At 56.3% G+C, this 22,789-nt stretch carries 22 protein-coding genes; 12 read left to right on the top strand and 10 right to left on the bottom strand.

The genetic code is table 11. The annotated features are described in order from the left end of the window. The first annotated feature begins 15 nt into the window (after positions 1–15). The 8 genes from IEV00_RS07070 to IEV00_RS07035 all read left to right on the top strand — a co-directional run bounded on the left by IEV00_RS07070 (position 16) and on the right by IEV00_RS07035 (position 7,080). Positions 16–1,167, top strand: a complete 1,152-nt coding sequence (locus tag IEV00_RS07070; RefSeq protein WP_188359653.1) for a Wzz/FepE/Etk N-terminal domain-containing protein — start codon at positions 16–18, stop codon at positions 1,165–1,167. A gap of 31 nt (positions 1,168–1,198) precedes the next feature. Then, complete coding sequence (gene pssD, locus IEV00_RS07065; RefSeq protein ID WP_188359652.1) at positions 1,199–1,648, top strand: PssD/Cps14F family polysaccharide biosynthesis glycosyltransferase; 450 nt, start codon at positions 1,199–1,201, stop codon at positions 1,646–1,648. 57 nt (positions 1,649–1,705) lie between these two features. Beyond that, positions 1,706–2,338: a glycosyl transferase gene (locus IEV00_RS07060; RefSeq protein ID WP_188359651.1), complete on the top strand. Its 633-nt coding sequence runs from the start codon at positions 1,706–1,708 to the stop codon at positions 2,336–2,338. Positions 2,339–2,481: 143 nt separating this feature from the next. Then, positions 2,482–2,979, top strand: a complete 498-nt coding sequence (locus tag IEV00_RS07055) for a DUF2505 domain-containing protein (protein WP_188359650.1) — start codon at positions 2,482–2,484, stop codon at positions 2,977–2,979. A gap of 528 nt (positions 2,980–3,507) precedes the next feature. Beyond that, entirely contained in the window at positions 3,508–4,419 is a 912-nt protein-coding gene (locus IEV00_RS07050) for a hypothetical protein (RefSeq protein ID WP_188359649.1), read from the top strand. 290 nt (positions 4,420–4,709) lie between these two features. After that, the gene (locus tag IEV00_RS07045; RefSeq protein WP_229723122.1) at positions 4,710–6,014 is read left to right on the top strand and encodes a cysteine desulfurase; all 1,305 of its coding nucleotides are present in this window, start codon (positions 4,710–4,712) and stop codon (positions 6,012–6,014) included. A gap of 30 nt (positions 6,015–6,044) precedes the next feature. After that, entirely contained in the window at positions 6,045–6,500 is a 456-nt protein-coding gene (gene sufU / locus IEV00_RS07040) for a Fe-S cluster assembly sulfur transfer protein SufU (protein WP_188359821.1), read from the top strand. A 154-nt stretch (positions 6,501–6,654) separates the two neighbouring features. Beyond that, positions 6,655–7,080, top strand: a complete 426-nt coding sequence (locus IEV00_RS07035) for an FAD synthase family protein (RefSeq protein WP_188359648.1) — start codon at positions 6,655–6,657, stop codon at positions 7,078–7,080. A 72-nt stretch (positions 7,081–7,152) separates the two neighbouring features. Here IEV00_RS07035 and pth read toward each other — a convergent pair whose 3' ends face one another. From pth to rfbB, 4 genes are all read right to left on the bottom strand, one after another. Next, positions 7,153–7,731, bottom strand: coding sequence for an aminoacyl-tRNA hydrolase (pth, locus tag IEV00_RS07030; RefSeq protein ID WP_188359647.1), 579 nt, complete (start codon positions 7,729–7,731; stop codon positions 7,153–7,155). A gap of 141 nt (positions 7,732–7,872) precedes the next feature. After that, on the bottom strand, positions 7,873–8,583 hold the full coding sequence (locus tag IEV00_RS07025; RefSeq protein WP_188359646.1) for a 50S ribosomal protein L25/general stress protein Ctc: 711 nt from the start codon (positions 8,581–8,583) through the stop codon (positions 7,873–7,875). Positions 8,584–8,800: 217 nt separating this feature from the next. After that, positions 8,801–10,219: a dTDP-4-dehydrorhamnose reductase gene (gene rfbD / locus IEV00_RS07020; RefSeq protein WP_188359645.1), complete on the bottom strand. Its 1,419-nt coding sequence runs from the start codon at positions 10,217–10,219 to the stop codon at positions 8,801–8,803. After that, a complete protein-coding gene (gene rfbB, locus IEV00_RS07015; RefSeq protein ID WP_188359644.1) occupies positions 10,220–11,218 on the bottom strand; it encodes a dTDP-glucose 4,6-dehydratase in 999 nt (332 codons plus the stop codon). A gap of 83 nt (positions 11,219–11,301) precedes the next feature. Here rfbB and rfbA point away from each other — a divergent pair, with 83 nt between their 5' ends. The 4 genes from rfbA to IEV00_RS06995 all read left to right on the top strand — a co-directional run bounded on the left by rfbA (position 11,302) and on the right by IEV00_RS06995 (position 15,025). Continuing rightward, positions 11,302–12,162 (top strand): glucose-1-phosphate thymidylyltransferase RfbA, encoded by an 861-nt coding sequence (gene rfbA, locus IEV00_RS07010; RefSeq protein WP_188359643.1) that lies wholly within the window; start codon positions 11,302–11,304, stop codon positions 12,160–12,162. Between the two features lie 156 nt (positions 12,163–12,318). Beyond that, on the top strand, positions 12,319–13,740 hold the full coding sequence (locus IEV00_RS07005; RefSeq protein ID WP_188359642.1) for a tyrosine-protein kinase domain-containing protein: 1,422 nt from the start codon (positions 12,319–12,321) through the stop codon (positions 13,738–13,740). Between the two features lie 87 nt (positions 13,741–13,827). Beyond that, positions 13,828–14,691: a nucleotidyltransferase family protein gene (locus tag IEV00_RS07000; RefSeq protein WP_188359641.1), complete on the top strand. Its 864-nt coding sequence runs from the start codon at positions 13,828–13,830 to the stop codon at positions 14,689–14,691. Between the two features lie 4 nt (positions 14,692–14,695). Continuing rightward, on the top strand, positions 14,696–15,025 hold the full coding sequence (locus IEV00_RS06995) for a PqqD family protein (RefSeq protein WP_188359640.1): 330 nt from the start codon (positions 14,696–14,698) through the stop codon (positions 15,023–15,025). A gap of 3 nt (positions 15,026–15,028) precedes the next feature. Here the strand turns inward: IEV00_RS06995 and IEV00_RS06990 are convergent, their stop codons facing one another. The 6 genes from IEV00_RS06990 to IEV00_RS06965 are packed head-to-tail and all read right to left on the bottom strand — an operon-like array spanning position 15,029 to position 22,789. Continuing rightward, on the bottom strand, positions 15,029–16,174 hold the full coding sequence (locus tag IEV00_RS06990; protein WP_188359639.1) for a glycosyltransferase: 1,146 nt from the start codon (positions 16,172–16,174) through the stop codon (positions 15,029–15,031). 6 nt (positions 16,175–16,180) lie between these two features. Next, positions 16,181–17,140, bottom strand: coding sequence for a glycosyltransferase family 2 protein (locus tag IEV00_RS06985; RefSeq protein WP_188359638.1), 960 nt, complete (start codon positions 17,138–17,140; stop codon positions 16,181–16,183). Beyond that, positions 17,130–18,179 (bottom strand): glycosyltransferase family 4 protein, encoded by a 1,050-nt coding sequence (locus IEV00_RS06980; RefSeq protein WP_188359637.1) that lies wholly within the window; start codon positions 18,177–18,179, stop codon positions 17,130–17,132. Before IEV00_RS06980 ends, IEV00_RS06985 begins: the two co-directional genes overlap by 11 nt. Before the next feature lie 2 nt (positions 18,180–18,181). After that, positions 18,182–19,429, bottom strand: a complete 1,248-nt coding sequence (locus IEV00_RS06975) for an O-antigen ligase family protein (RefSeq protein WP_188359636.1) — start codon at positions 19,427–19,429, stop codon at positions 18,182–18,184. A 1-nt stretch (position 19,430) separates the two neighbouring features. Then, on the bottom strand, positions 19,431–20,555 hold the full coding sequence (locus IEV00_RS06970; RefSeq protein WP_188359635.1) for a glycosyltransferase: 1,125 nt from the start codon (positions 20,553–20,555) through the stop codon (positions 19,431–19,433). After that, the gene (locus tag IEV00_RS06965; protein ID WP_188359634.1) at positions 20,546–22,789 is read right to left on the bottom strand and encodes an N-acetylneuraminate synthase family protein; all 2,244 of its coding nucleotides are present in this window, start codon (positions 22,787–22,789) and stop codon (positions 20,546–20,548) included. The genes IEV00_RS06970 and IEV00_RS06965 overlap by 10 nt, the downstream gene beginning before the upstream one ends.

The raw sequence follows: 22,789 nt of genomic DNA, 5'->3' as shown, positions 1-22,789 counted from the left end.
AAGTGAGCATGACCAATGGCTAGCTTCACATCAAGCCGACGAACAGCACCTGGGCAGCGCAACGGCCGCAACTCAGCGGGTACAGCTCCGCTCTCCCTCGGTGAGCAGCTTGGCAAGATTTTCCGCCACCCCCTGATTATTGTGGCAGGCCTGGTGATAGGTGCCGTGTTGGGTGCCCTGGCCTCGATGTTCCAGACTCCCTCCTACCAGGCCACCTCCACCGTGGTGGTCTACCCGCTGACCGTTGACCCCAATGCTCAGGCCTCTAACCAGATTGTGGTAGATATCGACACCGAGGCATCCGTTGCCGGCTCGCAAGAGGTTGCCCGGGTTGCTGCGGCAAACCTTGATTCCTCTGACAGCCAGCTGGCTCCAAGGCTTAACAGCGACGTCTCAATCACGCCCCACTCCGGCACCGCAATTCTTGACTTTGTAGCCACCGCAGATTCGGCAGAAGAGGCAGCAAACTACGCCAACTCGGTTGCCGATGCCTACCTGCAGGTGCGCGAGGAATCGCTACAGGCAACCGTAGATGAGACCGCCGAAAACATCCGAGAGCGTATCTCTTCTACAAGCCGTGACGACACCGCTACCCGCCAGGTGTTGCAGGAGCGACTGGGCTCGGTTGAGGTCACCTCCACCACCTCGGGCCGGGTGATTACCGAGGCTAAGGCCCCCTCAGACTCTGAGAATCTTGACCTCTGGAAGTACCTGCTGGTCGGAGCAGTAGCCGGTCTGCTGGTGGGTGCCGTGGTTGCCGCGGTAGTCGACTCCCGCAACCGCCGCCTGAAGTACTTTGACCGAGCCGCCGACGTCGTTGAGCAGCCCGTGCACCGTATTCGCGGCGAGAAGAACGTCGAGGACGCCCGCCGTCTGCTTTTGGCACTGGGTACAGATGCCGAGGCAGGTAAGAACCTGCTGGTCTACTCTCCCACCGAGGGCGCAGACCGGTATTTCACCGAACTGCTTGAGCAGGCTGGCACCGCCAGCGGCCAGGCGGTTGCGCTCGGAAACAGCGAAATTTCCACCGTGCTGGCTCAGTCCCGCCACGCTGGCCTGTGCCTGGTGGCAGTCACTCCCGAAACCTCAGTAGCAGATTTGAAGGAGTTTGCACAGGCAGCTCAGGCAGCTGAAATTGACGTGGAATACGTCTATCTACAGAAGTAACTTTTCCGACTAGTTCTAAGGACTCACATAGATGAAAGCTCTCTACATTGCCAGCGCCGGTGGCCATCTTGCCCATCTTCTCGCCCTGGGAAAACTCTGGAAAAACCAAGAACGCACCTGGGCAACCTTTAAACTTCCCGAGGTTCAGGCAGCTTTAGCCGATGAAGACGTGGACTGGGTGTACTTTCCCACCACCCGCAACATTCCCAATGCAATCCGCAATTTCAAGCTGGCTATCAAGGTGCTTCGCCGCGAAAAGCCCGATGTCATTATTTCCTCCGGCGCCGGTGTGGCCGTACCCTTCTTTGCCGTAGCCAAGGCACTGGGTATCAAGACCGTCTTCATTGAGTGCTACGACCGCATTACCATGCCCACCATGAGCGGCCGCCTCTGCTACCCCATGACGGACCTGTTTGTGGTGCAGTGGGAGGAACAGCAGAAGGCCTTCCCCGAATCGGTCAATATCGGCCCCATTATGTAGCGGCTACCCACCCCATATATTTCTTCACTCACTCCTCCAAAGAGAAAGGCTCTACCTTTGGAAACACAGGCTCAAAAACTTGTCTACGCCGATGAGACTACCCCCCGCTACGACCTAGTAATCTCTCTGGGAACCGACCACCATATCTACGACCGCGCGGCCCAGTGGATTGGGGCCTATCTTGAGAAGCACCCCGACATCACCTGCTTCTTCCAGCACGGCTTTACAACTCCCCCGCCCAACGCCACCGAAACCGCCAACATTCTGCCGCGGGCAGAGATGCTGAAGCTCTACGAGGTAGCCGGGGCGGCGGTCGTCCACGGCGGCCCCGGTTGTATCCTGGACGTGCGCGCCACCGGCAAGATCCCCTTCACCATGCCGCGTCGTCCTTGGCTGGGCGAACACGTAGACGAACACCAGGTCAAGTTCACCGAGGTCATGGACTCCCGCGGCGAGGCTGTGCTCATTCACGACTTCGCCGACTTGGAGCAGAAGCTGGACGCCGCCCTGGCAGATCCCAGCCTCATGGCGGCAGACTACCGGGTGTCCGGTGCAGACCAGGCCAGCGATAACCTCAAGGCAGCAATTGAAGCGATGATGGGAAAAAAGACCATTCAGCCCCGGCGTTTCGTGCGCCGCTGGAAGCAGGTTATTGAGGGCATCGTCGCTGAAAAACTAGCCGCTAAGTAACCTGGAACGCTATCGGTTCTACGCGAAACCTTACCGGTTTGATTACTTTTTACGGGCTGAATCCGATACCTTAGACCTAAGGCTTCTGGAGCGCCCCGGCGGATTCAGAGAACTTCTAAGTCAAAGAGAGAGTTGAGAAACCCATGGCTGTACAGGAAACCACCACCGTCAACGCACCGATTGACAAGGTTGTTGAAGCATACGCTTCAGAAGATTTCGCCCGTTTTGTGTGCTCCAAGCTCGGTATCGGGTTTGGTTCTTTCACCGTAGCTGGCCCGACCTCTGGCGAGTTCTCCGCCACCACTACCCGCTCTGTTGGCGCCGATAAGGTTCCCGATATTGCCAAGAAGTTTGTGTCGAAGGGCCTACAGATGGAGCAGACCGACCGCGTTTCAGCTCCCGCTACTGATGCCGGCCGCACCATCAACTCCGATATTAAGGTCAGCGGTATGCCCGTTACCGCCACCGCAACCCAGACCCTGGCGCCCCAGGGCGAGAAGACCGTAATCAACGTAACCGGTGAGGTCACCTGCGGTATTCCCCTGGTGGGCAAGAAGATTGCTGCGGCAGCCGAACCCTACGTGGGCAAGGTTCTGACTAAGCTCGGCGGCTACGTCGAAGAATGGGCTGCGAAGAACTAGTTTCTTTCCTGTCGGATAGGGCCTGAGGTCTTAGCGCCCAGGGTTCCCGCTTCCGCAAGGCTAACCCCTCGGTACCGTGTACGGGCTGAGGGGTTTTCTGTGCTGTCTATAGGGTTTTCGGTTTATATCCCTGGCCCGGGCGTTGATGGGTACAGACAATCCCGGGTATTACACATGACGAGTGCTTGTCGTTTTCTCCTCTGGTTCAAGCGTGGCCCGAGAGTACAAGCATGTTCCCCTAGGTACAAATGAATCCTGGTGGTGCTCTGAAAGGTACAAGTGGGGTCCCCAGGTACAAGACTAGTCTTGTACCTGGGGACCCCACTTGTACCTTCTCTTTTCCGCCCGATACTCGCTTGTACCTTAGGGCTTATTCTCGAGTGCTCATCCTTAACTTGCTTGTGGAAAACTTCAGACTTGTACACCCAGCCCCTGTGGATTAAAGAAAAAACGTCGATTTTCACCTACTTTATCCACAGATTTTAAAACGCTCTGTTCTCGCCTTTGATTTCAGTTCACAATATTTCCATGAAAACAATTGAAGATATATTCAAACGCGTCAAATCGCATCAAAATCTAATTGACGAAGGCTGGAACAAGAACCAAATCTGCAGCATGGTTGATCGCTGTTCCATCGTAAAACTACGCAGAGGTATTTTCGTCTCATCAAAATTTTTATCTGAGTTAAAACCCTGGGAGAAATCAGCACTTGATGTTTGCGCTCTCTTTCTCAGAAGCCCTGGGTTAGTTTTCTCCCATCAATCTGCAGCTCTGCTCCTAGGGCTTGACCTCATCAAACAGCCCGAAAAGATTCACATATACAGAGCCCCTACTTCTCGGGGCAGCCGCAAGCAGGTGGTCTGCCACCCCAGGCTTACCTCAGATACTCCGGTAATGAGCACTTCCATCGGCGCCACCTGCACCAATGTGCCGTTAACGCTGATTGATTTGGCTACGTCTCTACCCTTTCAAGAGGCAGTGGTAGTTGCAGACTCAGCTCTTCGAAAAGGTTTGATTTCTCTCCAAGATTTGGAACTCTCAATGATGGGGTTCAAACGCAAGAACAAGACTAAGGTCCATCGTGTAGCTCAAGCTGTGAGTAACAAATCTGAATCAGCAGGCGAGACCCTGACTCGTCTTATCTTGGACGATCTAGGTATCCATTACTTTGAACAATACTGGGTACCGGGGTTTGCCTACCGGGTGGATTTCTTTCTACCCGATTATGGAATCATTATCGAGTTTGACGGTGCTTCTAAGTACTCCATGAACGGAAATGTAGCGGAGCAGATTGTTCAGGAAAAGTGGCGCGAGGACGACGTCTCCGCTGCAGGTCACAGGGTTCTTCGCACGCGTTGGGAACAGGTCTGGGAATACCCTGATATTTTTAGGGGCAAGCTTCTTCATCTGCTGAAGGAATATGAAAGGTCAGCGGCCTAAGACACTACTAAAGTACACACAAGTTCCCCAGCCCCTCCCAAAGGGACCCCACTTGTACCTTTGGTTTTCCACCTAGTACACACTTGTCCCAGCGCAACTCCCATCTGCAATCTCCCGGAAAGCGCCCATGTTTTGCCCTCTAGTCAGCTCCCCCTAACTATCATTTTTGCCCGCACGGGAATAAGCTATAAAAATGTGCCGTTATGGCATTGGAAGCCGTTGATCTGCCGTTTATGCCCGGCAGCTCAGAGCAGAACTGACCTCTTTGTTTGTAAAGGAAGTAAGCAGAAGTGAGCACCGTGAGCTATGCGCTTGAGCCCAATACCCCCCTCACCAATGAGAGCGTCACAAAGCTCAAAGAGGACTTCCCCATTCTCAATACCGAGGTCAACGGGCACCCCCTGACCTACCTGGATTCCGGCGCAACCAGCCAGAACCCCCTGCAGGTCATCAACGCCGAATATGATTTTTACACCAAGTACAACTCGGCGGTGCACCGCGGCGCCCACACCCTAGCAGTGGAATCTACCGACCTCTTCGAGGACGCCCGGGCTACCGTGGCCAACTTCGTCGGCGCCCAGGAAAACGAGCTGGTGTGGACCGCCAACGCCACCGAGGCCCTGAACCTGGTGACCTACGCCCTGGGCAACGCCAGCGCAGGTATCGGCGGCGAACAGGCCAAGAAGTTTGCCCTGGCCGAGGGCGATGAAATTGTGGTGACCGAACAGGAGCACCACGCCAACCTGATTCCCTGGCAGATACTAGCCCAGAAAACCGGTGCTACCCTGCGCTGGATTCCCCTGGAATCTAACGGCACCCTCAACTACGAAGAGGCCGAGAAGGTTATCACCGAGAAAGCCAAGGTCGTAGCTTTCACCCATGTTTCAAACGTAGCGGGCTCGATTACCGACGTCGCAACCCTGGTGAAGCTGGCGCGCAAAGTCGGCGCTTTCGTCGTCCTCGATGCCTGCCAGTCGGTGCCGCATCTGCCGGTGGACTTCCACGCTCTCGACGTTGATTTCGCGGCCTTCTCCGGCCACAAGATGCTGGCCCCCACCGGCATTGGTGCCCTCTATGGTAAGGCTGATCTGCTGGCTGATCTCCCGGTCTTTCTGACCGGCGGTTCCATGATTACTAAGGTCACCATGACCGAGGCCGAGTTCATGGCGCCCCCCACCAAGTTCGAGGCGGGTACCCAGAAGGTGTCCCAGGCAATTGGCCTGGCCGCTGCGGTGCGCTACCTGCAAAACATCGGCATGGAGAACGTTCACGCCTGGGAGGCCCAGCTGGGTCAGCGCCTGGCCGAGGGCATTGAATCGCTGGACGGAGTGCGTCTGCTGGGCCCCGCGGCGGGCCAGGAGCGCGCGGGTCTGGCTTCGATTCACGTGGACGGCGTGCACCCCCACGACGTCGGCCAGCTGCTGGATACCCAGGGTATTGCGGTGCGCGTGGGCCATCACTGCGCCCAGCCCCTGCACCGTGCACTGGGCATTACCGCCTCCACCCGCGCCTCAGCATATATCTACAACACCACCGACGACGTCGATCGGTTCATCGAAGAGCTCGCCAAGGTGCGCGGCTACTTCGGTGTATAAATTCAGGCTTATCAAGAGAAAGAAGTGATGATGAGCGGACTCGAATCGCTGTACCAAGAGATTATTTTGGATCATTCAAAGCGCCGCCTGGGCGAAGGTCTCGTTGAGGCTTCCCACCCCCACGCCGATAACCACCAGTACAATCCCACCTGCGGTGACGAAATTAACCTGCGCGTGGAGCTCGATGATGCCCGGGAAAAGATTGAGAAAATTTCCTGGGAGGGCGATGGCTGTTCTATTTCTATGGCGGCCGCATCGGTGCTCTCCGAGACTGCCCCGGGTATGGATTTGAAGGAGTTTCAGGAGCTGGTGGATCAGTTCCGCGAGATGCTCCACTCCCGTGGCAAGATTGAGCCCAATGAAGAGGTATTTGGTGACGCCGCTGCGTTTGCGGGTGTGTCTAAGTTCGTAGCGCGCGTGAAGTGCGCCATGCTCTCTTGGGTTGCCGCCGAGCAGGCAGCCAAAGAGGCGACAGTCTCCGAATAGGTTCAGGTGCTTACCCGCAGCCTCTTAAGAAAGCCAGCTCACAGGCTTGTCCCCTAAAGTGCACATAGTCCCCCAAACTATGCGCAGTTTTTCGCTTACGCTCTGAGCGTTCACCGCGTAGGGTTGATAAGTAATCACTTCTAGGGGGAAATTTATGAATATTGGCTACGCCGCTGGCGCCTTCGACCTGTTTCACGTGGGCCACCTGAACATCCTTCGTCAGGCCAAGAAGAACTGCGACTACCTGATTGCCGGTGTGGTCTCCGACGAAATGCTGGAGCTCACTAAGGGGCGGCAGCCCATCGTTCCGCTGGCGGAACGCATGGAGATTGTTTCCCACATTGATTTTGTAGACGAGGTTCGGGCTGAAACCGTGGTCGATAAGCTGGAAATCTGGGAGCAGGTTCGCTTTAACACCTTCTTCAAGGGGGATGACTGGAAAGGCACTCCCCGCGGTATCGATTTGGAAAACCGCTTTGCCGAGGTTGGGGTCAAGGTTGTCTACTTCCCCTACACCGCCCACACCTCCTCGACCAAACTCCGTGCAGCCCTGGCAGCTCTAACCCCCAAGGCGGCCTAAAGTTTTTTAGTATAAGACGGCGCCGCCCCGACTGATTCAGTCGGGGCGGCGCCGTCCTTTTGCGTAGATAGCCTACGCCGAGTGGAACTTCTGCTGGGCGGCGGTGAGACCGTCCTTGATAAGCATCTCAACAGCATCGGCCGCATTCGAAATCAAGAAAGGCAGGGTCTTCGTCTCGGTGGAGGAGAAGGGCTTGAGCACAAAATCAGAGACCTGCATCTGCCCCGGCGGGCGGCCAATTCCCGTGCGCACCCGATAGTAGTTCTTGGTGCCCAGGGCCTTGGTCATATCGCGCAGACCGTTATGGCCACCCTCTCCCCCGCCGATTTTCAGGCGAACGGAATCAAAGGGAATGTCGAGCTCATCGTGTACCGCCACAATTTTCTCAGGGGCAATACCGTAGAACTGCGCCAGGCCGGCGACAGGGCCACCTGAGGTGTTCATATAGGAAAGCGGCTTGGCCAGAACTACCTTAGGTCCACCGGCTCCTAGTCGCCCCTCCAGCACCATAGCGCGGGCCTTATGACGCTTGAAGTTACCACCCACAGTTTGTGCCAGCTCATCCACCACCATCTGGCCAATGTTGTGGCGGGTTTTCTCGTACTGGGAGCCGGGATTGCCCAGCCCCACAATGAGCCACGCATCGCTCATGTCAGTTTCCTTTTGTGATCGCGCGCCGAAGAGACGCTGAAGAATGTTTGCCATGCCCACCAATATACAGTGACCCTAAACAGCGGTGGCCCGCCAACAGCTCCTTGGAGCGTTGTGCGGGCCACCGGTCAAAGAACTAAATTAGTTCTTGTCGTTGTCTGAGTCGTGAGCTTCGCCAGCCTGGTCAGACTCTTCGGAAGCCTCAACGATGTCGCCGTCAGCGGGCTGAACGGGGTTGCCGTCTTCATCCAGCTCAACGGGGTTACCCTCAGCGTCGGTTTCGCCTTCTTCACCGGGCTCGGGAACGTCGAGTTCCTCGGGCTCGGAGATGTTGACAACCAGCAGCTCTTCGTCTGCAACCAGGGTTACGCCGGAGGGCAGCTCGATGTCGCCAGCGGTAATGTGCTCGCCTACACCGCGGCCTTCGATGTTTACGGTGATGGAGTCGGGGGACTTCAGAGCGTCTGCCTCAACCAGAAGAACGGTCTCTTCCTGGTTAGCAACTGCGCCCTGAGCAACTTCGCCCTCAACCACAACGGGGATTTCGATCTCAACGCGCTCGCCACGCTTAACGATCAGCAGGTCCATGTGCTGCAGTTCGGGGCGGATGGAGTGGCGCTGGATGTCCTTGATCATAACGAGTACGGACTCGCCCTCGATGTCCAGGTCGAGAATAGCGTTGGGAACGCGGGCTGCCAGGGTGGTTGCGTGGCCGGGCAGAACTACGTGCTGGGGCTCGGTGCCGTGACCGTAGATAACTGCGGGGATGTCGCCTGCCATGCGGATGCGGCGTGCGTAACCCTTGCCGAAGCCTTCGCGGCGGGTTGCGGAGATCTTGATGGTATCTGACATGGAGATACTCCTTTTTCTTCTCTGGATTGCTATTGCGCCAAGTTTAAAAGTGACGCCAGAAAATAGTTTTCCAGTGGGCCACCGTCGGTTACGGACCTACCCCCGATGACTCGGGCGTATTCCACCGCCTTGGCTTGTTGCCGGTAGACAACTTCTTAAGTATGCACGAGGTTGCTTTGCTTGTGCAAGTGGTGTGAGGACGACGACGCTGCGGCTTCTACTGCCCGGAGAGATAGTCTTTGAGGGCCCGTCGGTGGTCCCGCGGAGTAAACCCTGTCTCAAGAAGTTTGGAAAGATCCAGGGCCGAGTTAGTGGGGCGGGGTGCAAAAGTCTCAACTGAGGCAAAGTAGTTATCGGTGGTGGTTTCAGTGACACTGCTAGCCGAATGGCCTTCAACCTCAAAAACAGCCTTGGCCAGATCTGCCCAGGTAATCACCTCGCCGGTGTTGGTGAGGTGATAGGTGCCAAATTCCGCCCCGTTCAAAAGCAGGTGCAGAATACCCGCCGCCAAATCTTCGGTAAAGGTCGGGCGCCCGTGCTGGTCAGCCACCACAGAGGGGTCAACACCGCGAGCGGCCAGCGAGCGCATGGTCTCGACAAAATTTTTGCCGTCACCGATCACCCAAGAGGTTCGCACAATATAGTGGCGGGCTACCGAGCGGGCAGCCATCTCACCGGCGGCCTTGGACTGGCCGTAGGCACCCAGCGGGGCAAGGGCGTCGTCCTCGGTGTAGAACTGGCCCACGGGCTTGCAGCCGTCGAAAACGTAGTCGGTGGAGACCTGTACCAGCGGAATGCAGGCTTCGTCTGCAACCCGCGCCAGCGCCGCTACGCCTGTGGCGTTAGCGGCCCAGGCGTCTGTGCGCCCGGCAGGGGTCTCTGCCTGATCCACCGCGGTATAGGCAGCGGCGTTGATGATGGCGGAGTAAGAGCGCCAGCGGAAGCGATTTTGCCAGGTATCCGGGCGAGACAGGTCAAGCTCTGCGCGGGTAACGGCCTCAAAGGGCGTTTCTGACTCGGTCAGTTGCCGCGCCAGTTCGCGACCCAGCTGGCCTCCAGCGCCGACCACTAGCAGGGGTGCTTGCTTGACCGGGGTTACCTCTGCCAGTCGGGGGTGGTTTTTGTCTTTTTCAGAGAGCTCAGCTTGGTCCAGGGGAATAGGCCAGTCGATAGCCACGGTTTCGTCTACCAGGTTGAGGAAGGAATAGGAGCCTTGGGCTTCTGCCGACCAGTGGTCGTTGACCAGGTAGGTGTAGGCGGTGTTGTCTTCGAGGGTCTGGAAGGAGTTTCCCACGCCCCGGGGTACGAACACCGCCGAGGAGGGGTCTAGTTCTACGGTCACGGTCTTACCGAAAGATTCGCCGGCCCGCAGGTCTACCCAGGCCCCAAAAATCCTGCCGGTAGCTACCGAGACAAACTTATCCCAGGGTTCAGCGTGGATTCCGCGGGTGGTACCTGTGGTGGCGTTGAAAGAAATATTGTTTTGCACCGGCCCAAAATCGGGCAGACCTGCGGCAACCATCTTCTCGCGCTGCCAGTTCTCCTTGAACCAGCCGCGGTTATCGCCGTGCACCGGCAGGTCAATAATCAGCAGGCCGGGAATATCGGTGGTGCGGACGGTGAGTTCTTTTGCCACTTACTGGCCTGCCTTCGCGTATTTAGCTTCGACCTCGGCTTTGAGGGGTTCCCACCAGGAGCGGTGTGTCTCGTACCAGCTGATGGTGTCTGCCAGGCCGGCCTCAAAGTCGGTAAAGACTGGCTCCCAACCAAGCTCTTGGCGCAGGCGGCTGCCGTCGATAGCATAGCGCAGGTCATGCCCGGGCCGGTCTGCCACGTGCTCAAAGGAATCTTCAGACTGGCCCATCAGGCGCAGAATCGTGCGTAGCACGGTGATGTTATTGACCTCGCCGTTGGCCCCAATGAGGTAGGTTTCGCCGATTTTCCCCGCTTCAAGGATTTTCAGGACGGCGGCGGAGTGGTCCTGCGCGTGAATCCAGTCACGTACGTTGAGGCCCCGGCCGTAGAGCTTAGGCCTAATACCAGAAAGCACGTTGGTAATCTGACGGGGAATGAACTTCTCGATGTGCTGATAGGGACCGTAATTATTAGAGCAGTTAGAGATGGTGGCTTCGATGCCAAAAGAGCGCACCCAGGCCCGCACCAGAAGGTCAGAGCCCGCCTTGGTTGACGAGTAAGGCGATGAGGGGTTGTAGGGGGTGGTTTCGGTGAACTTGGCTGGATCGTCAAGGGCTAGATCGCCAAAAACCTCATCGGTGGAAATATGGTGAAAGCGTACGCGGTGGGCTCGCACCGCCTCAAGCAGGGTGAAGGTACCCACCAGGTTGGTCTGCACAAAGGGGCTGGGGTCGGCCAGTGAATTATCGTTGTGGGATTCGGCGGCGTAGTGCACCACAGCATCCACATCTGCCACCAGCGAATCTACCAGGTCACGGTCAGCAATGTCGCCTTTGACCAGGGCAAACCGGTTGGAGTCAAGCCCCGCCAGCGACATCTCGTTGGCGGCGTAGGTCATTTTGTCAAGAACAACCACTGAATGATTGGTTGTTTCCAGCAGGTAATGCACAAAGTTTGAACCGATAAAGCCAGCGCCACCGGTGACTAAAATTTTTCCCATGTGCCCCATACTACGGGAGTAATACGGCTTTTCTGACGGTTAGTTCAAATGAGCCGGGCGATTTACGTGACACAATTATCTTTATGAAGGGAATTATTCTTGCCGGTGGAACCGGTTCTCGCTTGCACCCTATCACCCTAGGTATTTCTAAACAGCTCACCCCTGTCTACGACAAGCCCATGATTTATTATCCGCTCTCCACGCTCATGCTGGCGGGTATCCGAGATATTTTGGTGATTACTACCCCGGAAGATCAGGAGCAGTTTCAAAGACTACTCGGTGACGGTTCGCGCTTTGGTGTTAGCTTCTCTTATAAGGTTCAGCCCTCCCCCGATGGCCTGGCCCAGGCTTTTCTTCTGGGGGAAGACCATATTGGTAGTGACTCGGTTGCCCTAATTCTGGGCGATAACATTTTCTACGGCCCCGGTTTGGGCACGCAGTTGCGCAAGTACAACGATGTGGACGGCGCCGCGGTGTTTGGGTACCGGGTGGCTGATCCGCGCGCCTACGGTGTAGTGGAGTTTGACGAAAATTTCACCGCCCTCTCCATCGAAGAGAAGCCCACAGAGCCCAAGAGCGACTTTGCTATTCCCGGCCTCTACTTCTACGACAATCAGGTGGTGGAGTATGCCAAGGCAATTAAACCCTCACCGCGGGGTGAGCTCGAAATTACCGACGTCAACAGAATGTATCTGGATCAGGGCAAGCTTCGGGTTGAGGTGCTACCCCGGGGTACCGCCTGGCTCGATACCGGAACCTTCGACTCACTGGCAGATGCCACCAGTTTTATTCGCACGGTTCAGGCACGGCAAGGTCTCTCCATCGGCTGCCCCGAAGAAATTGCCTGGCGGATGGGCTATATCAGCGATGAACAGCTGGCCACGCTGGCCCAGTCCCTCGAAAAGAGCGGCTACGGGAAGTACCTGCTTGGCCTACTGAAGTAGAGGGCAAGGGGGCAGCCAGCGCTCTCAGGCTGTCTCTCTGAGCTTTTCGCCAAGAAAGCGGTGTCCCCCGCTGGGCGGCCCGCTACCGATGATAAAATTTTGAAAAATTTAGTTCGCAATTATTTATACATTTGCTACACCTGAGGCTATTGATTTATGACAATCCTTGATTTTGTACGCCTAATCCGAGTAAATGCTAAATTACTCGTAATTGGTGTCATTATCGGTGCATTGTTGGGTTTTGGCTATTCCCTCCTGCAACCGAAAATTTATACTTCCTCAGCCACCGGTTACGTGACCGTTGGCGATTCAACCGGTATTGGCGACGTCATTTCCGGTAGCTCTGCCGCTAAAGACAAGGCCGCCAACTACCTGGCTCTGGTAGGTTCCGGCCCCGTTGCAGACGAGATTATTGCTACCAACCCCGATTTGGGTATGTCCCGCGGTGAGGTGCAGGGTAGCCTCACCGCCTCCCTGGAAGATAACTCCGCCCTCATCCGGGTCAATGCTTCGGCTAACACCCCTGAAAAAGCCCAGGCGCTAGCCAATTCGTCTCTGGAGGCCACCGCCAAGGTGGTCAATGACCTCGAAGGTTCCTCAACCGTTCGGGTGGTTCCGCTCGATGACGCCGGTCTGCCCGGTAGCCCCTCCAGCCCCAACTATAAGAAGAACACTCTCCTGGGCGCACTGGCGGGTTTGATCGTCATCTTCGCGATCATCTTCCTGCGCCGCCAGCTCGACGTGAAGGTGCGTACCCGCGACGACGTCACGAATGCCACCTCCGCCGGAATCTTGGGCACCCTGCCCGAGTCAGAAAAGCTCGATGAAGTGAACCTTCTGACCAGCTCAGACGACCACGTTTCGCAGGAGGCAATTCGTCAGATTCGCACCAACCTGCGTTTCGTCAACGTCGATAACCCGCCCAAGTCGATTATCGTTACCTCCTCCGAACCCGGTGAAGGTAAGTCCACCGTCTCCACCGCCATCGCCCGCGCACTGGCAGAGGCAGGAACCCACACTATCGTGATCGATGCCGACCTGCGTCGTCCTACCATCGCCAAAAAGTTCGGTATCGACTCCAAGATCGGCCTCACCCAGGTTCTCGCCGGGCAGGTAGAACTCTCAGAAGCCGTACGCCAATACGAGGATACCCAGCTCTTCATCCTGCCCGCTGGCCGGATTCCTCCTAACCCCTCAGAGTTGCTCGGCTCAGATAAAATGCGTCAGCTCATCAAGGAACTCTCCGAAGAGTTCATGGTAATTTTGGACGTTCCGCCGCTGTTGCCGGTCACCGATGCGGCCCTGCTCTCTACCGCGGTAGACGGCGTGGTGCTGGTGACCTCGGTGGGCAAGACCCGCAAGGAGCACCTGGCAGAAGCAGCCAACATGCTGAAGAAGGTCGGCGCCCACCAAATCGGTACCGTAATCAACCGAACCCCGCTCAAGGGACTGGGTAGCGGCTACTACGGATTCGGCTACGCCGGCTCCTACGGCGGCTACTACGCAAGTTACTACGGAGCAGATAAAACCAAACACGGTAAAAAGAAAAAGGGCAGCAAACGCTCTTTGAAAAAGTAACCTTTTAAGTTTTAGGCCAATAGTGCGGAGCTGCAAAAAGCTCCGCACTATTCTTGTATGAAAAGAGTTTTGGTAAGAGGGGAAACCATGACCAACGCCCTAGGCCAGCCCGATACTCCGCTGGAAGCCCGCATCAGGCTCTCCCATGCCTACTTCCAGAACCTAGCCAACAAAAATTCAATCGATCTTCTGCATATCAAGGGCTACGCCTTTGGAACAGACACCTACAGAGAAAAACGAAAAAGCTCCGACGTAGATATTCTGGTTCGCCCCGCCCACGTTGCCCGACTCATGTACCTGCTGCAAGCAGACGGCTGGCGGATTCTCACCCATTTTGAAACCGGATCTATCTTTGAGCACGCAGCCACCCTCTACCACCCCTCCTGGGGACTAGCTGATGTGCACCGATATTTTCCGGGAATCGGATACTTTGATAGGGCTCTTGCCTTCGATAAGCTCTGGAGCACCCGGCGCACCAAAGATATCGCCCATTTTCCCTGCGACGTTCCCTCCGTGGTGGACGCCCGGGTGATTGTGGTGGTGCATGGCGCCCGGTCTTTCGCCCCGAAACACCCCGATGTTGAGCACCTTCAGCGCTCGCTCAAGCCCGCAGACTGGCAGCAGATGCGGCAGAGAGCAGAAGAGCTAGACTGTATGGTCGCCTTCGATACCGCCCTGGGCAACATAGAGCACCATGCGAACCACCCCCACTACCTACTCTGGAAATCAGTCTCTACCCGAATGCCCTCTTACGTGCAGTGGAAAGCCCGGCTGTCGCTGGAGGAAAAGTTATCTGAGAAACTACGAATACTGCATCAGATTATCTCGGTCAATGAAGATCACTTGGCCATGAAGCTGGGCCACGAGCCCAGCGCTGACGAGCGACGGGAGCTCTTCTTCGGTCGCTTTGCGCTCCTGCGTGCCCAGAGAAAGAGTAGGAGGAAGGGCTAGAGCGATGGAAAGTACCTTTAAGGACGATGCCGCTACGGCAGACGCTACCCGATACAGCCACGCCCCTTCAACCGCCTACGTCTACGAGTCTGAGATGGTGGGTGCCAATGCAGACTCCTCCACTATCTTCGTGTGCCTGCTGGAAACCTCAGAGATTCTCAGGCTGGACGCCGCCGGCGGACTGATCTGGGAGATTCTAGCCCAACCTGCCACGGCAGAGCAGGTAGTTGCCGAGGTTGCCTCAGTTTTTCAAGAATCTGAAGACACCGTGCGTCAGGGGGTGCTGGATTTTATCGCCAGCCTTCTCCACCAAAAACTTATTATCGGTCGGTAAAACTCAGAGTGAGCTGATTCTTTCTCTTAATTTTTGAATAAACCGCTCTTCGGAAAAGCTCTGCACGTAGTCCTGGATTTTACCTGCATCAAAAGCCTCCGGGTCGAACCGCTCAACAGCAGAGCAAATGTTTTCAACAGTGGGCTTTTCGATAAAGACACCGTTAATACTTTCGCGGATCGTATCGAGGTAGCCACCAGCCTTCAGCGCAATGGTGGGCTTACCATAGGCTCCCGCCTCCAGCGGCGTCAACCCGAAATCTTCATAGGAGACCGCTAACAGGGCCTTGCAGTGGGCATAGGCGAAGCGAAGTTGCTCATCGGCAATGTTGGCAACAAACTCTACGCTGGGCCCGGCCATGTTCTTCAGTTCCTCTTCCATGGGGCCAGCCCCAATGACAAGAAGCTTTTTGCCCATGAGGTTAAAGGCTTCAACTACCCGGTCGATGTTCTTATAGGGCATCAAACGGGACACCAACAGAAAGTAGTCGCCGTCGTCCAAAAAATCCTCTAGCCCCTCCACCGGCGCTTCGGCGGCGTCCACCTGCAAAGAGAAGGGCGGGAAGATAATATCAACATCCCTACCGTAGACATCTTTAATGCGTTGCTGAATGGTGGTGGAATTAGCGACGTAGGTACCGGCTCGCCGCGCCACCTTTTGATCCCAGAGTTTCAGCAGGGGCAGTAAGATCTTCAGCGCATAGCCCATCGCCGAAGACTCATTTTTTCCCAGGTACTGGTCTGCCAGATAAACCCAGCGGGCGGGAGAATGGCAGTAAATAAAAGATTTACCGGCGAAGTTGAATCCGTGGGCCCAGCCTGTCGAAGAAACCAGGGTTTTACGCGCGGGCACCTTCAGAGCAGACGAAACCAGGGGTAACACCGGCAGGGCATATCGGTGATTTCTACGGAAGAACCCAATACGGTTCAGGGGCGATACCACAATCTCAGCATCGGCAAATTCGGGAAAGGTCGCCTCAGGTTCGTAGAGGGTGGTGTAAATCTTGGCCTCGGGAAATGCCCGGTGCATGGCCAGTACAACACGTTCTGCCCCACCTTTTTGGGTGAGGTAGTCGTGGGCTATGGCGATTTCTTCCCGGGCAGCTGGACGGGGGAAAAGCTGCCTGAGGTGGGTAAACAGCTGTGGCATAGAATTCTAAAATACTTTCTGAGCCCTGTGGGGGTATTTAATTCCGGCGTATCCGGCAGACTCTACTAAGAGCGCTATAAGTTTTTCTGCGATATTTTTAGGTAGTCGGTCTGCGACACTGTCTATTAGTTTACCTGCTAAGTGAATAGTTTTTTCATTAGTTACCCGGGAGTTACTTCGCACTAAAAATCCCCAGATACCGTTCGGCTTCGTCTCTGCCAGCACATGGGAACCGTGCTTTTCCACGAAGGTCGCCCGGGCAGCACCGGAGTAGAGTGCCCGGGTTGCCCTGCTTGCAGAGGTGGTTGCGGCAATGTGGTGATCGGTCTCAAGCTCAGGAGCCAGAATAATGCTGACCCCGGCCCGGTACAGCATATAACCCATATCAACGTCTTCCCAGCCGTAGAGACGATAACGCTCGTCGTAACCACCGATTTTCTCGTACATGCTACGAGTCAGCGAGACATTGGCGTTCCAAAAGTGCCAGCGTTTCTCTTCCCGAGATGCATAGGCTTCTTCACGAAATTTGCTGTCCCTGAAGTAACCGTAGGCGCGGGAATAAGCGTTTTCCGGGAAAATATTACGAACCAGCCCCACCACGCCTACTTCCTCCGGCCCGCGGTGGAGCCTGACGTGCTGTTCGACAAAGTCAGCAGCGGGTTCAAGGTCGTCGTCGCAGCGAATGAGGACGTGCGCGTGGGCGGCTCGGTGCCCCGCATTCAATGCTGCCACCCTTCCCCTATTTTCAGGGAAGACAATTGCCTCAATGTTGAGAATGCCGCGTTTCCGGTAGCTGTCTACCACCTCTTCGCTACCGTCGATGTCGCCATCGCAGACCACAATCACCTGAAAATCTTTTTCGGTCTGCTGCTCAAGGGCGTCCAGAGGATAGTGCAGTTTCGCTGCCCCTCCCCGGGTAGGAATAATCACCGCTGCCTGATAGGGCGAGTTAGATTCAGCCTTCATTATCAATTTCTTCCAAGAGCTCTCTTAGTCTTGCTTTACCAGCTTCGGGTGAGAAGTTTTCGTACCATCGCCAATAATTTCTTGATAACACTTCATCAAGATCGTTTCCTGTTTTTTTAGTCTCTTGAGCAAGAGCCAGAAGAACTTGTGCAATGCTCTCCGCGTTGCCCTTCTCAGCTATCCAGGGATAGCTATCGCCCACGATTGAGGGCAGGGCACCGGAGCGAGTCACCACCAGAGGTTTACGGGCACTCATGGCTTCGACTGCCACAAGGCCAAAGGGTTCATCCCACTGCGAAGGCATAACAACGCAGTCAACCCGGTTAAAGAATTCCTGAGGATCAACCCATCCAAGAACTTCAAGCGAATCTCCCAAAAGATTAAGTGCCGCGTTGACCCGACTCTGGATGTCCCCGCTCACGAATCGCGCTTCGCCACCAACCATCAGCTTAAACCGCAGATTACTTTGAGTTTGGTTCAGCTGGAAGATTGCCTCAGCAAGTAAATCGGTTCCTTTAATTTCAGAGATACGCCCTAGAAAACCAACTACAAAAGTATCAGAACCAGTGGAGCCTCTTCCCTTCAAATTTGAATACTCAGGAACCCAATTATTAAACACCTCGGCATCCGACATCTGGTCTGCCATAAAATCGCTCGGTACAAGAGTCTTGAGCGCGCCTCTGCGAGCTAACGTGGCCGCAAGTTTCTGTGCCCCTTCAGGGATCTGGTGCAGATGAACGATCCGGTTCTTGTGCCCGGCGGTGGCAAGAGAGGGAATCAGACCATTGCACCAGAGAATTCCCCGGCGCCGACTTTTATCCCAAACCCTCAGCTGAGCCATGTAGGCCTTACGATTGGTTGCCGGAAGCGTGACCGTGTCAAAACCTTCATCTTGGGCAGCTTCAACTACCTCAGAGGGAGCCTCGGGACCGACAATTGTCACCCTGTGGCCCAGAGAACGTACTGCACGGGCAATGTTAAGGAGCATGACCTCTCCCCCGCCCATTTCGCCGTTATTGGCTGCAATAGCAATATCCATGATTAAAACCTTTTTTCTTTCAGTAAGCTGTCATACTCAAAGGTCTCAACCGACTCATTCTCGCGTAAGCGCACGACCCAGGAACGCAACACGAAGCCCATGCAGATACCCCAGGGCAGGGTGTAGAAAACCTCGCCCAGGCGCAGAGCACAAATCAGAAGAGCAATGCCGATTCCCTGAGCGATGACCTGGTACTTGCTCCAGCCCCTATTCTTGGCAAGAGGACGAACCGCCACCAGCAAAGTAACAGCAGCAAGAACAATCGCCCAGAGCCAACCACCCTCAACAAAAGCTGACCAGTAGGAATTATGGAAGAACCAGGTTCGGTTGGCATCAGCATCATAGACATAGGCCTCGCCCAGTCCCTGACCAAAGAAGCCGGTCTGCTGCACCTTAGCCCACGACATATCATCAATACGCTGGCGGAGCAGGTCAGTTCCCTCGCGGTCGCCAAAAACCTCTGCCTGAGAATAATCCTCGGTAATAAAGTTCAGAAGCCACCAGAACACGCCCAACAGGGCGACCTTGGCAACCGGAACCAGCCGGGGGGCAACCAGAATCCACAGGTAGGCGAAAGCCAAAGCCGCAAGAGAAGTTCGCGAACCCGTCGTCCACAGCAAACCGCACGATACAAGAAAAACAAGAACCTGCTGCCAGCGTTTGGTGAAGGCGGTCATCACCAGCAGAGCAAACAGCGCGTGTACCAGGCCCGCGTAGTTCTTATCACCGAGATAACCGGTGAGGTAGCCACCGTAGGTATCGGGGGCGAGCCCCGCAAAGAAGAGCCCGGCGTTGACAACCAGAGCGGTTGCAAAGCCCAAAATCGCAGAACGCAGGTGTATCTGACCAACCGCTATCACATAGATCAGAAGGGTTGTCGCAACAAGTCGTATCAGTCGGCGGGTCCAGTCTCCTGCGTATTCGCTGGGATCGGCAAAAACCGAAATTACACCAACATAGACCAGGGCTCCCCACAGGAGCATAAAGAGATACGACCACTTGCCCAGGGAAAAGGTTGCCTTTTTCGTCAGGGCATAGGCCACAATCACAAAGAGCATGAGCTGGTTGAAGGGTAGTCCGACTCCGGGCACAGGCTCACCGTAGATAAGCGAGGCAAACATGAGGAAGTCGAGCAGACGAATCTGCGAGACCTGCACCTTAGCCTGGCTTCCGGCATCCTTCGCCAGATCTCCCAGAGTTCGCTTGCCCAGTGTCAGCTTGCCTTGATCAGACACACCAAGAACAGCCATATCAGCCCACCTTCTTATAGAGGTCTACCAGTTGCTGCCCCATCTGTTTTTTACCGGCCCAGCTAAAGGGGGCAGGTGCATTCTGAACCCGCAAAATTCTCTCGGCCACAGCATCTACCGCAGCCTGCCGGTCCAGTTGCGCCAGAGACGGTACCAATTCCTCCTCCGAGAGGATTTCGGGGTTGCCGCCCACAGCGGTAGCAACCACTGCCAGGCCGGCTGCCTTGGCATCGAGCAGGGTGTAAGAGCAGTTTTCCCAGACCGAGAGCTGCACCAGCACATCTGCCCGGCCCATAGCTTCAATCGGGTCAACAAAACCGGGGAAAGTCACCGACTCCCCCAGCCCCAGACTGGTCGCCTGGTCTGCTAAGTCCTCTTTCAGCTCCCCGGAGCCAGCAATTTCAAGAGTCGCACCGGGTGCTTGCTGGCGCACCAGCGCAAACGCATCGATGAGCACGTCTAGCCCTTTCTCGGGCGCCAGACGGGAGAGCGAAAGAATCCGCAGACTGTCCGGAGCCGCAGGCACCCGAGCAGCCTCAACAGCAGAAGCCGTCGCGGCGACGTCCAGCCCGTTATAGACCACCGCTACCCCGCGAGCGCCCCACTTACGCCGCATCTGTTCCGCGGTAGAACGAGAGACGGCAATTTTGCCGTCGGTGGCCCACAATCGCACCCGGTGCACGGTCTCCATCAGGCGCGAACGCCAGGTGGAGCCATGGTAGACGGCGTCATTCCCCGCGATACCGTGTTCGCTGGTGAAGAGGCGGGGAAGAGGGGTAGTGCGCCGGGTGAGTCTGCGCCCTTTGCGCAGGGTGAGGACGGCGGCTCCCACCACGTCTGCGTAGGCCAGGTGAGTGTGGACGATGGCGGGTTGTAGCTCGTCGATAGCCCGGTTGAGAGTCTTGCAGGATGCCGCGAAGCCGGCTTGGGTGCCGAAGTTCGCCTCAAGCACCTCTGCTCCCAGCTCTTTCAAGCAAGCAGAGAGGGCTCCGGGCGGGCAGAGCACAACCAGACGGTAGCCGGGAATCCCGACCTCAGCGAGATCACTGATGTGTCGGGCTACGCCGCCGAAGTCTGGAACGGGTACGCAGTGCAGAGCTACCGGTTGGTTCTGGTCTACAACCACTTTTCGAGCCGATCGAGAGCGGTGAAGAAGCCTTCGCCGTTGTTGACGTGGCCCTGCCAGATTTCGGGAATGAAGGAGGAGTGCGGGGTCAGCTCCCGTAGTTGCTTGCCCAAGGCCGCCCAATCGACGTCGCCTTCACCGACCTGCACGCCTTCGCCGTCCACACCGATACCATCGACCAGATGCAGGTGAATCGAGCGGGGGGCCAGTAGCTCAACGGCCTCAGAGAGCGGAATCTTGAGGAAGTTAGCCGCCAGCACGGTGTGGGAGATATCCAGACAGAGGGCGGTATTGTAGGTATCTGAAAATTCAGCGGTGTCCTTGGGGTCAAGGAAGAGGTTGTGGTACTGTTGCCCGCCCATGAGCCAGGGGTAGGGCGGCAGAGTCTGGGCCGCAATGCGCACGCCTGAGGTATCCAGTTTTTCCAGGGCCTCGCCGATGCGCTCGTATTTGTCGGCGCGAGCGGCAGGTGCAATGTGACCGTCCTTGGTAAAACCGCCCATGGTCACCACCATCACCGGGTCGTCATCCACGGTGAAGTAGCGGGTCAAATCGCGGGTAATGTCGATGGTGCGCTGCACTTCGGCAATGGAGCGCTCCCAAACCTCTTGGTTCCGAGAGGCTAGGTCTACCAGGAAGTCACCGGCGAAGAGGTCGGGCAGATGGGTGGTAAAGGACATGTCCAGCTTGCGGTCAAAGACCTCGTCGATGTTAACTTCAAGATCCTTGTAGGAGAAGTGGAATTCCAGAAAGTCGGGCTTAGCCTCTTCGATGAGGGGCTTGTAGTCGTGGTAGCGAACGGGCAGGCCCCAGGGGCGGTCAAACTTAAAGTCGCGACGGGTCACCAGATCGTCTTTGAGGTCACCCTCGAAGAAGAAGGTTCCTGCTTGAACCTCGCGGGCCATAGTGCGGCCCAGGAGTTGGGGCAGATAGTTAGGTTGCAGACCGCGCCCCGGAGACTTTACCTCAACGTCGTCCTCGGTCACCACCTCGCCCTTGGCGATGGTGCGGGTAGCCACCAGGGACTTAGCCAGATTCACGCGGTTCATGAGCTCACCGGTCGAAACCTCACGAGGTGCCGCGGTGCCGATGGCCTCTTCTACCTCACGAATCTGGGCCACCATGGCCTTGAATTCCTCGGGTAGCAGGGAGACGGTGTGGTCGTTACCCTCCAGGGTCTTATCAACGGTGAAGTGCTTTTCAATAATTTTGGCCCCGCGGGCAACCGCTGCAATAGGCACGTGATAACCGCGCTCGTGGCCCGAGTAACCCACCAGGCACTGGCCAATCTCAGCCAGGCGGTCCATGTAGGCCAGGTTAACGTCTTTGAAGGGGGCCGGGTAGGTGGACTGGCACTGGAGCAGGGCATAGGAGGCACCAGCGGAACGCAGCAGGTTCACCGACTCCCGGATTTCTTCTTCACGGGACATACCGGTGGAAACCAGCATGGGCAGGCTCCGAGAGGCCATATCACGCAGCAACTCGTGGTTGGTCAGGTCAGCCGAAGCCACCTTAAGCCCCTGCACGCCGTAGTCCACCAGGGCCTGTACCGAGGGGCCATCCCAGGGGGTGCACAAGATGTCCATATCGTGCTGTTTGACGTGGTCGAAGACCTCGTACATCTGGTCAACAGTGAGAGAGAAACGGGAGAGCAAATCCAGAGTGTACTGCACGCCCAAATCCTCACCGGCTGAGGTCGAGCCCTTCTGCCGGTAGAGGGCATCCATATCGCGCAACTGGAATTTCACGGCATCGGCCCCGGTCTCAACAGCCAGGTCAACCAGACGCTTGGCAAGGTCAACATCGCCCTGGTGGTTGTTACCGATTTCAGCGATGATAAAGGCCGGTGAGTCCTCGGTAATCTCGGTGCGGCCAATCCGTAGCACGTTCTGCTCATCCATAGCAATGGCCATCAGGTGGCCGCGCTCATCGATGAGAGGCAAGTGGTTGATGCCCTTGGCAAAGTGGTTTTGCAGCTCAGCCGGCTCCGCCCCAAAGGGGGCTGTTCTCACAGCCCGGTTAGCGACGTCCTGCGCACTAGTTTCCAGAGAGGCCGCCGGGTTGGCAATCAACCAGCGTCGGAAGTCGCCGTCAGAGAGCGACCCCTGCAAAATACCTGATTCGTTAACCAAGAAGATAATGCGCTGGCCGTTAGCCGAAATTTTCTGCAGGGCGGTGAGAACCGGGTCTTCAGAGAAAACAATGTAGGGAGTGATATTCCGTTCGATAATCAT

Source organism: Rothia aerolata, from assembly GCF_014635585.1.
GTDB lineage: Bacteria > Actinomycetota > Actinomycetes > Actinomycetales > Micrococcaceae > Rothia > Rothia aerolata.
The sequence above is the reverse complement of the archived record's forward strand: the minus strand, read 5'-3'. Positions and strand labels throughout refer to the sequence as shown.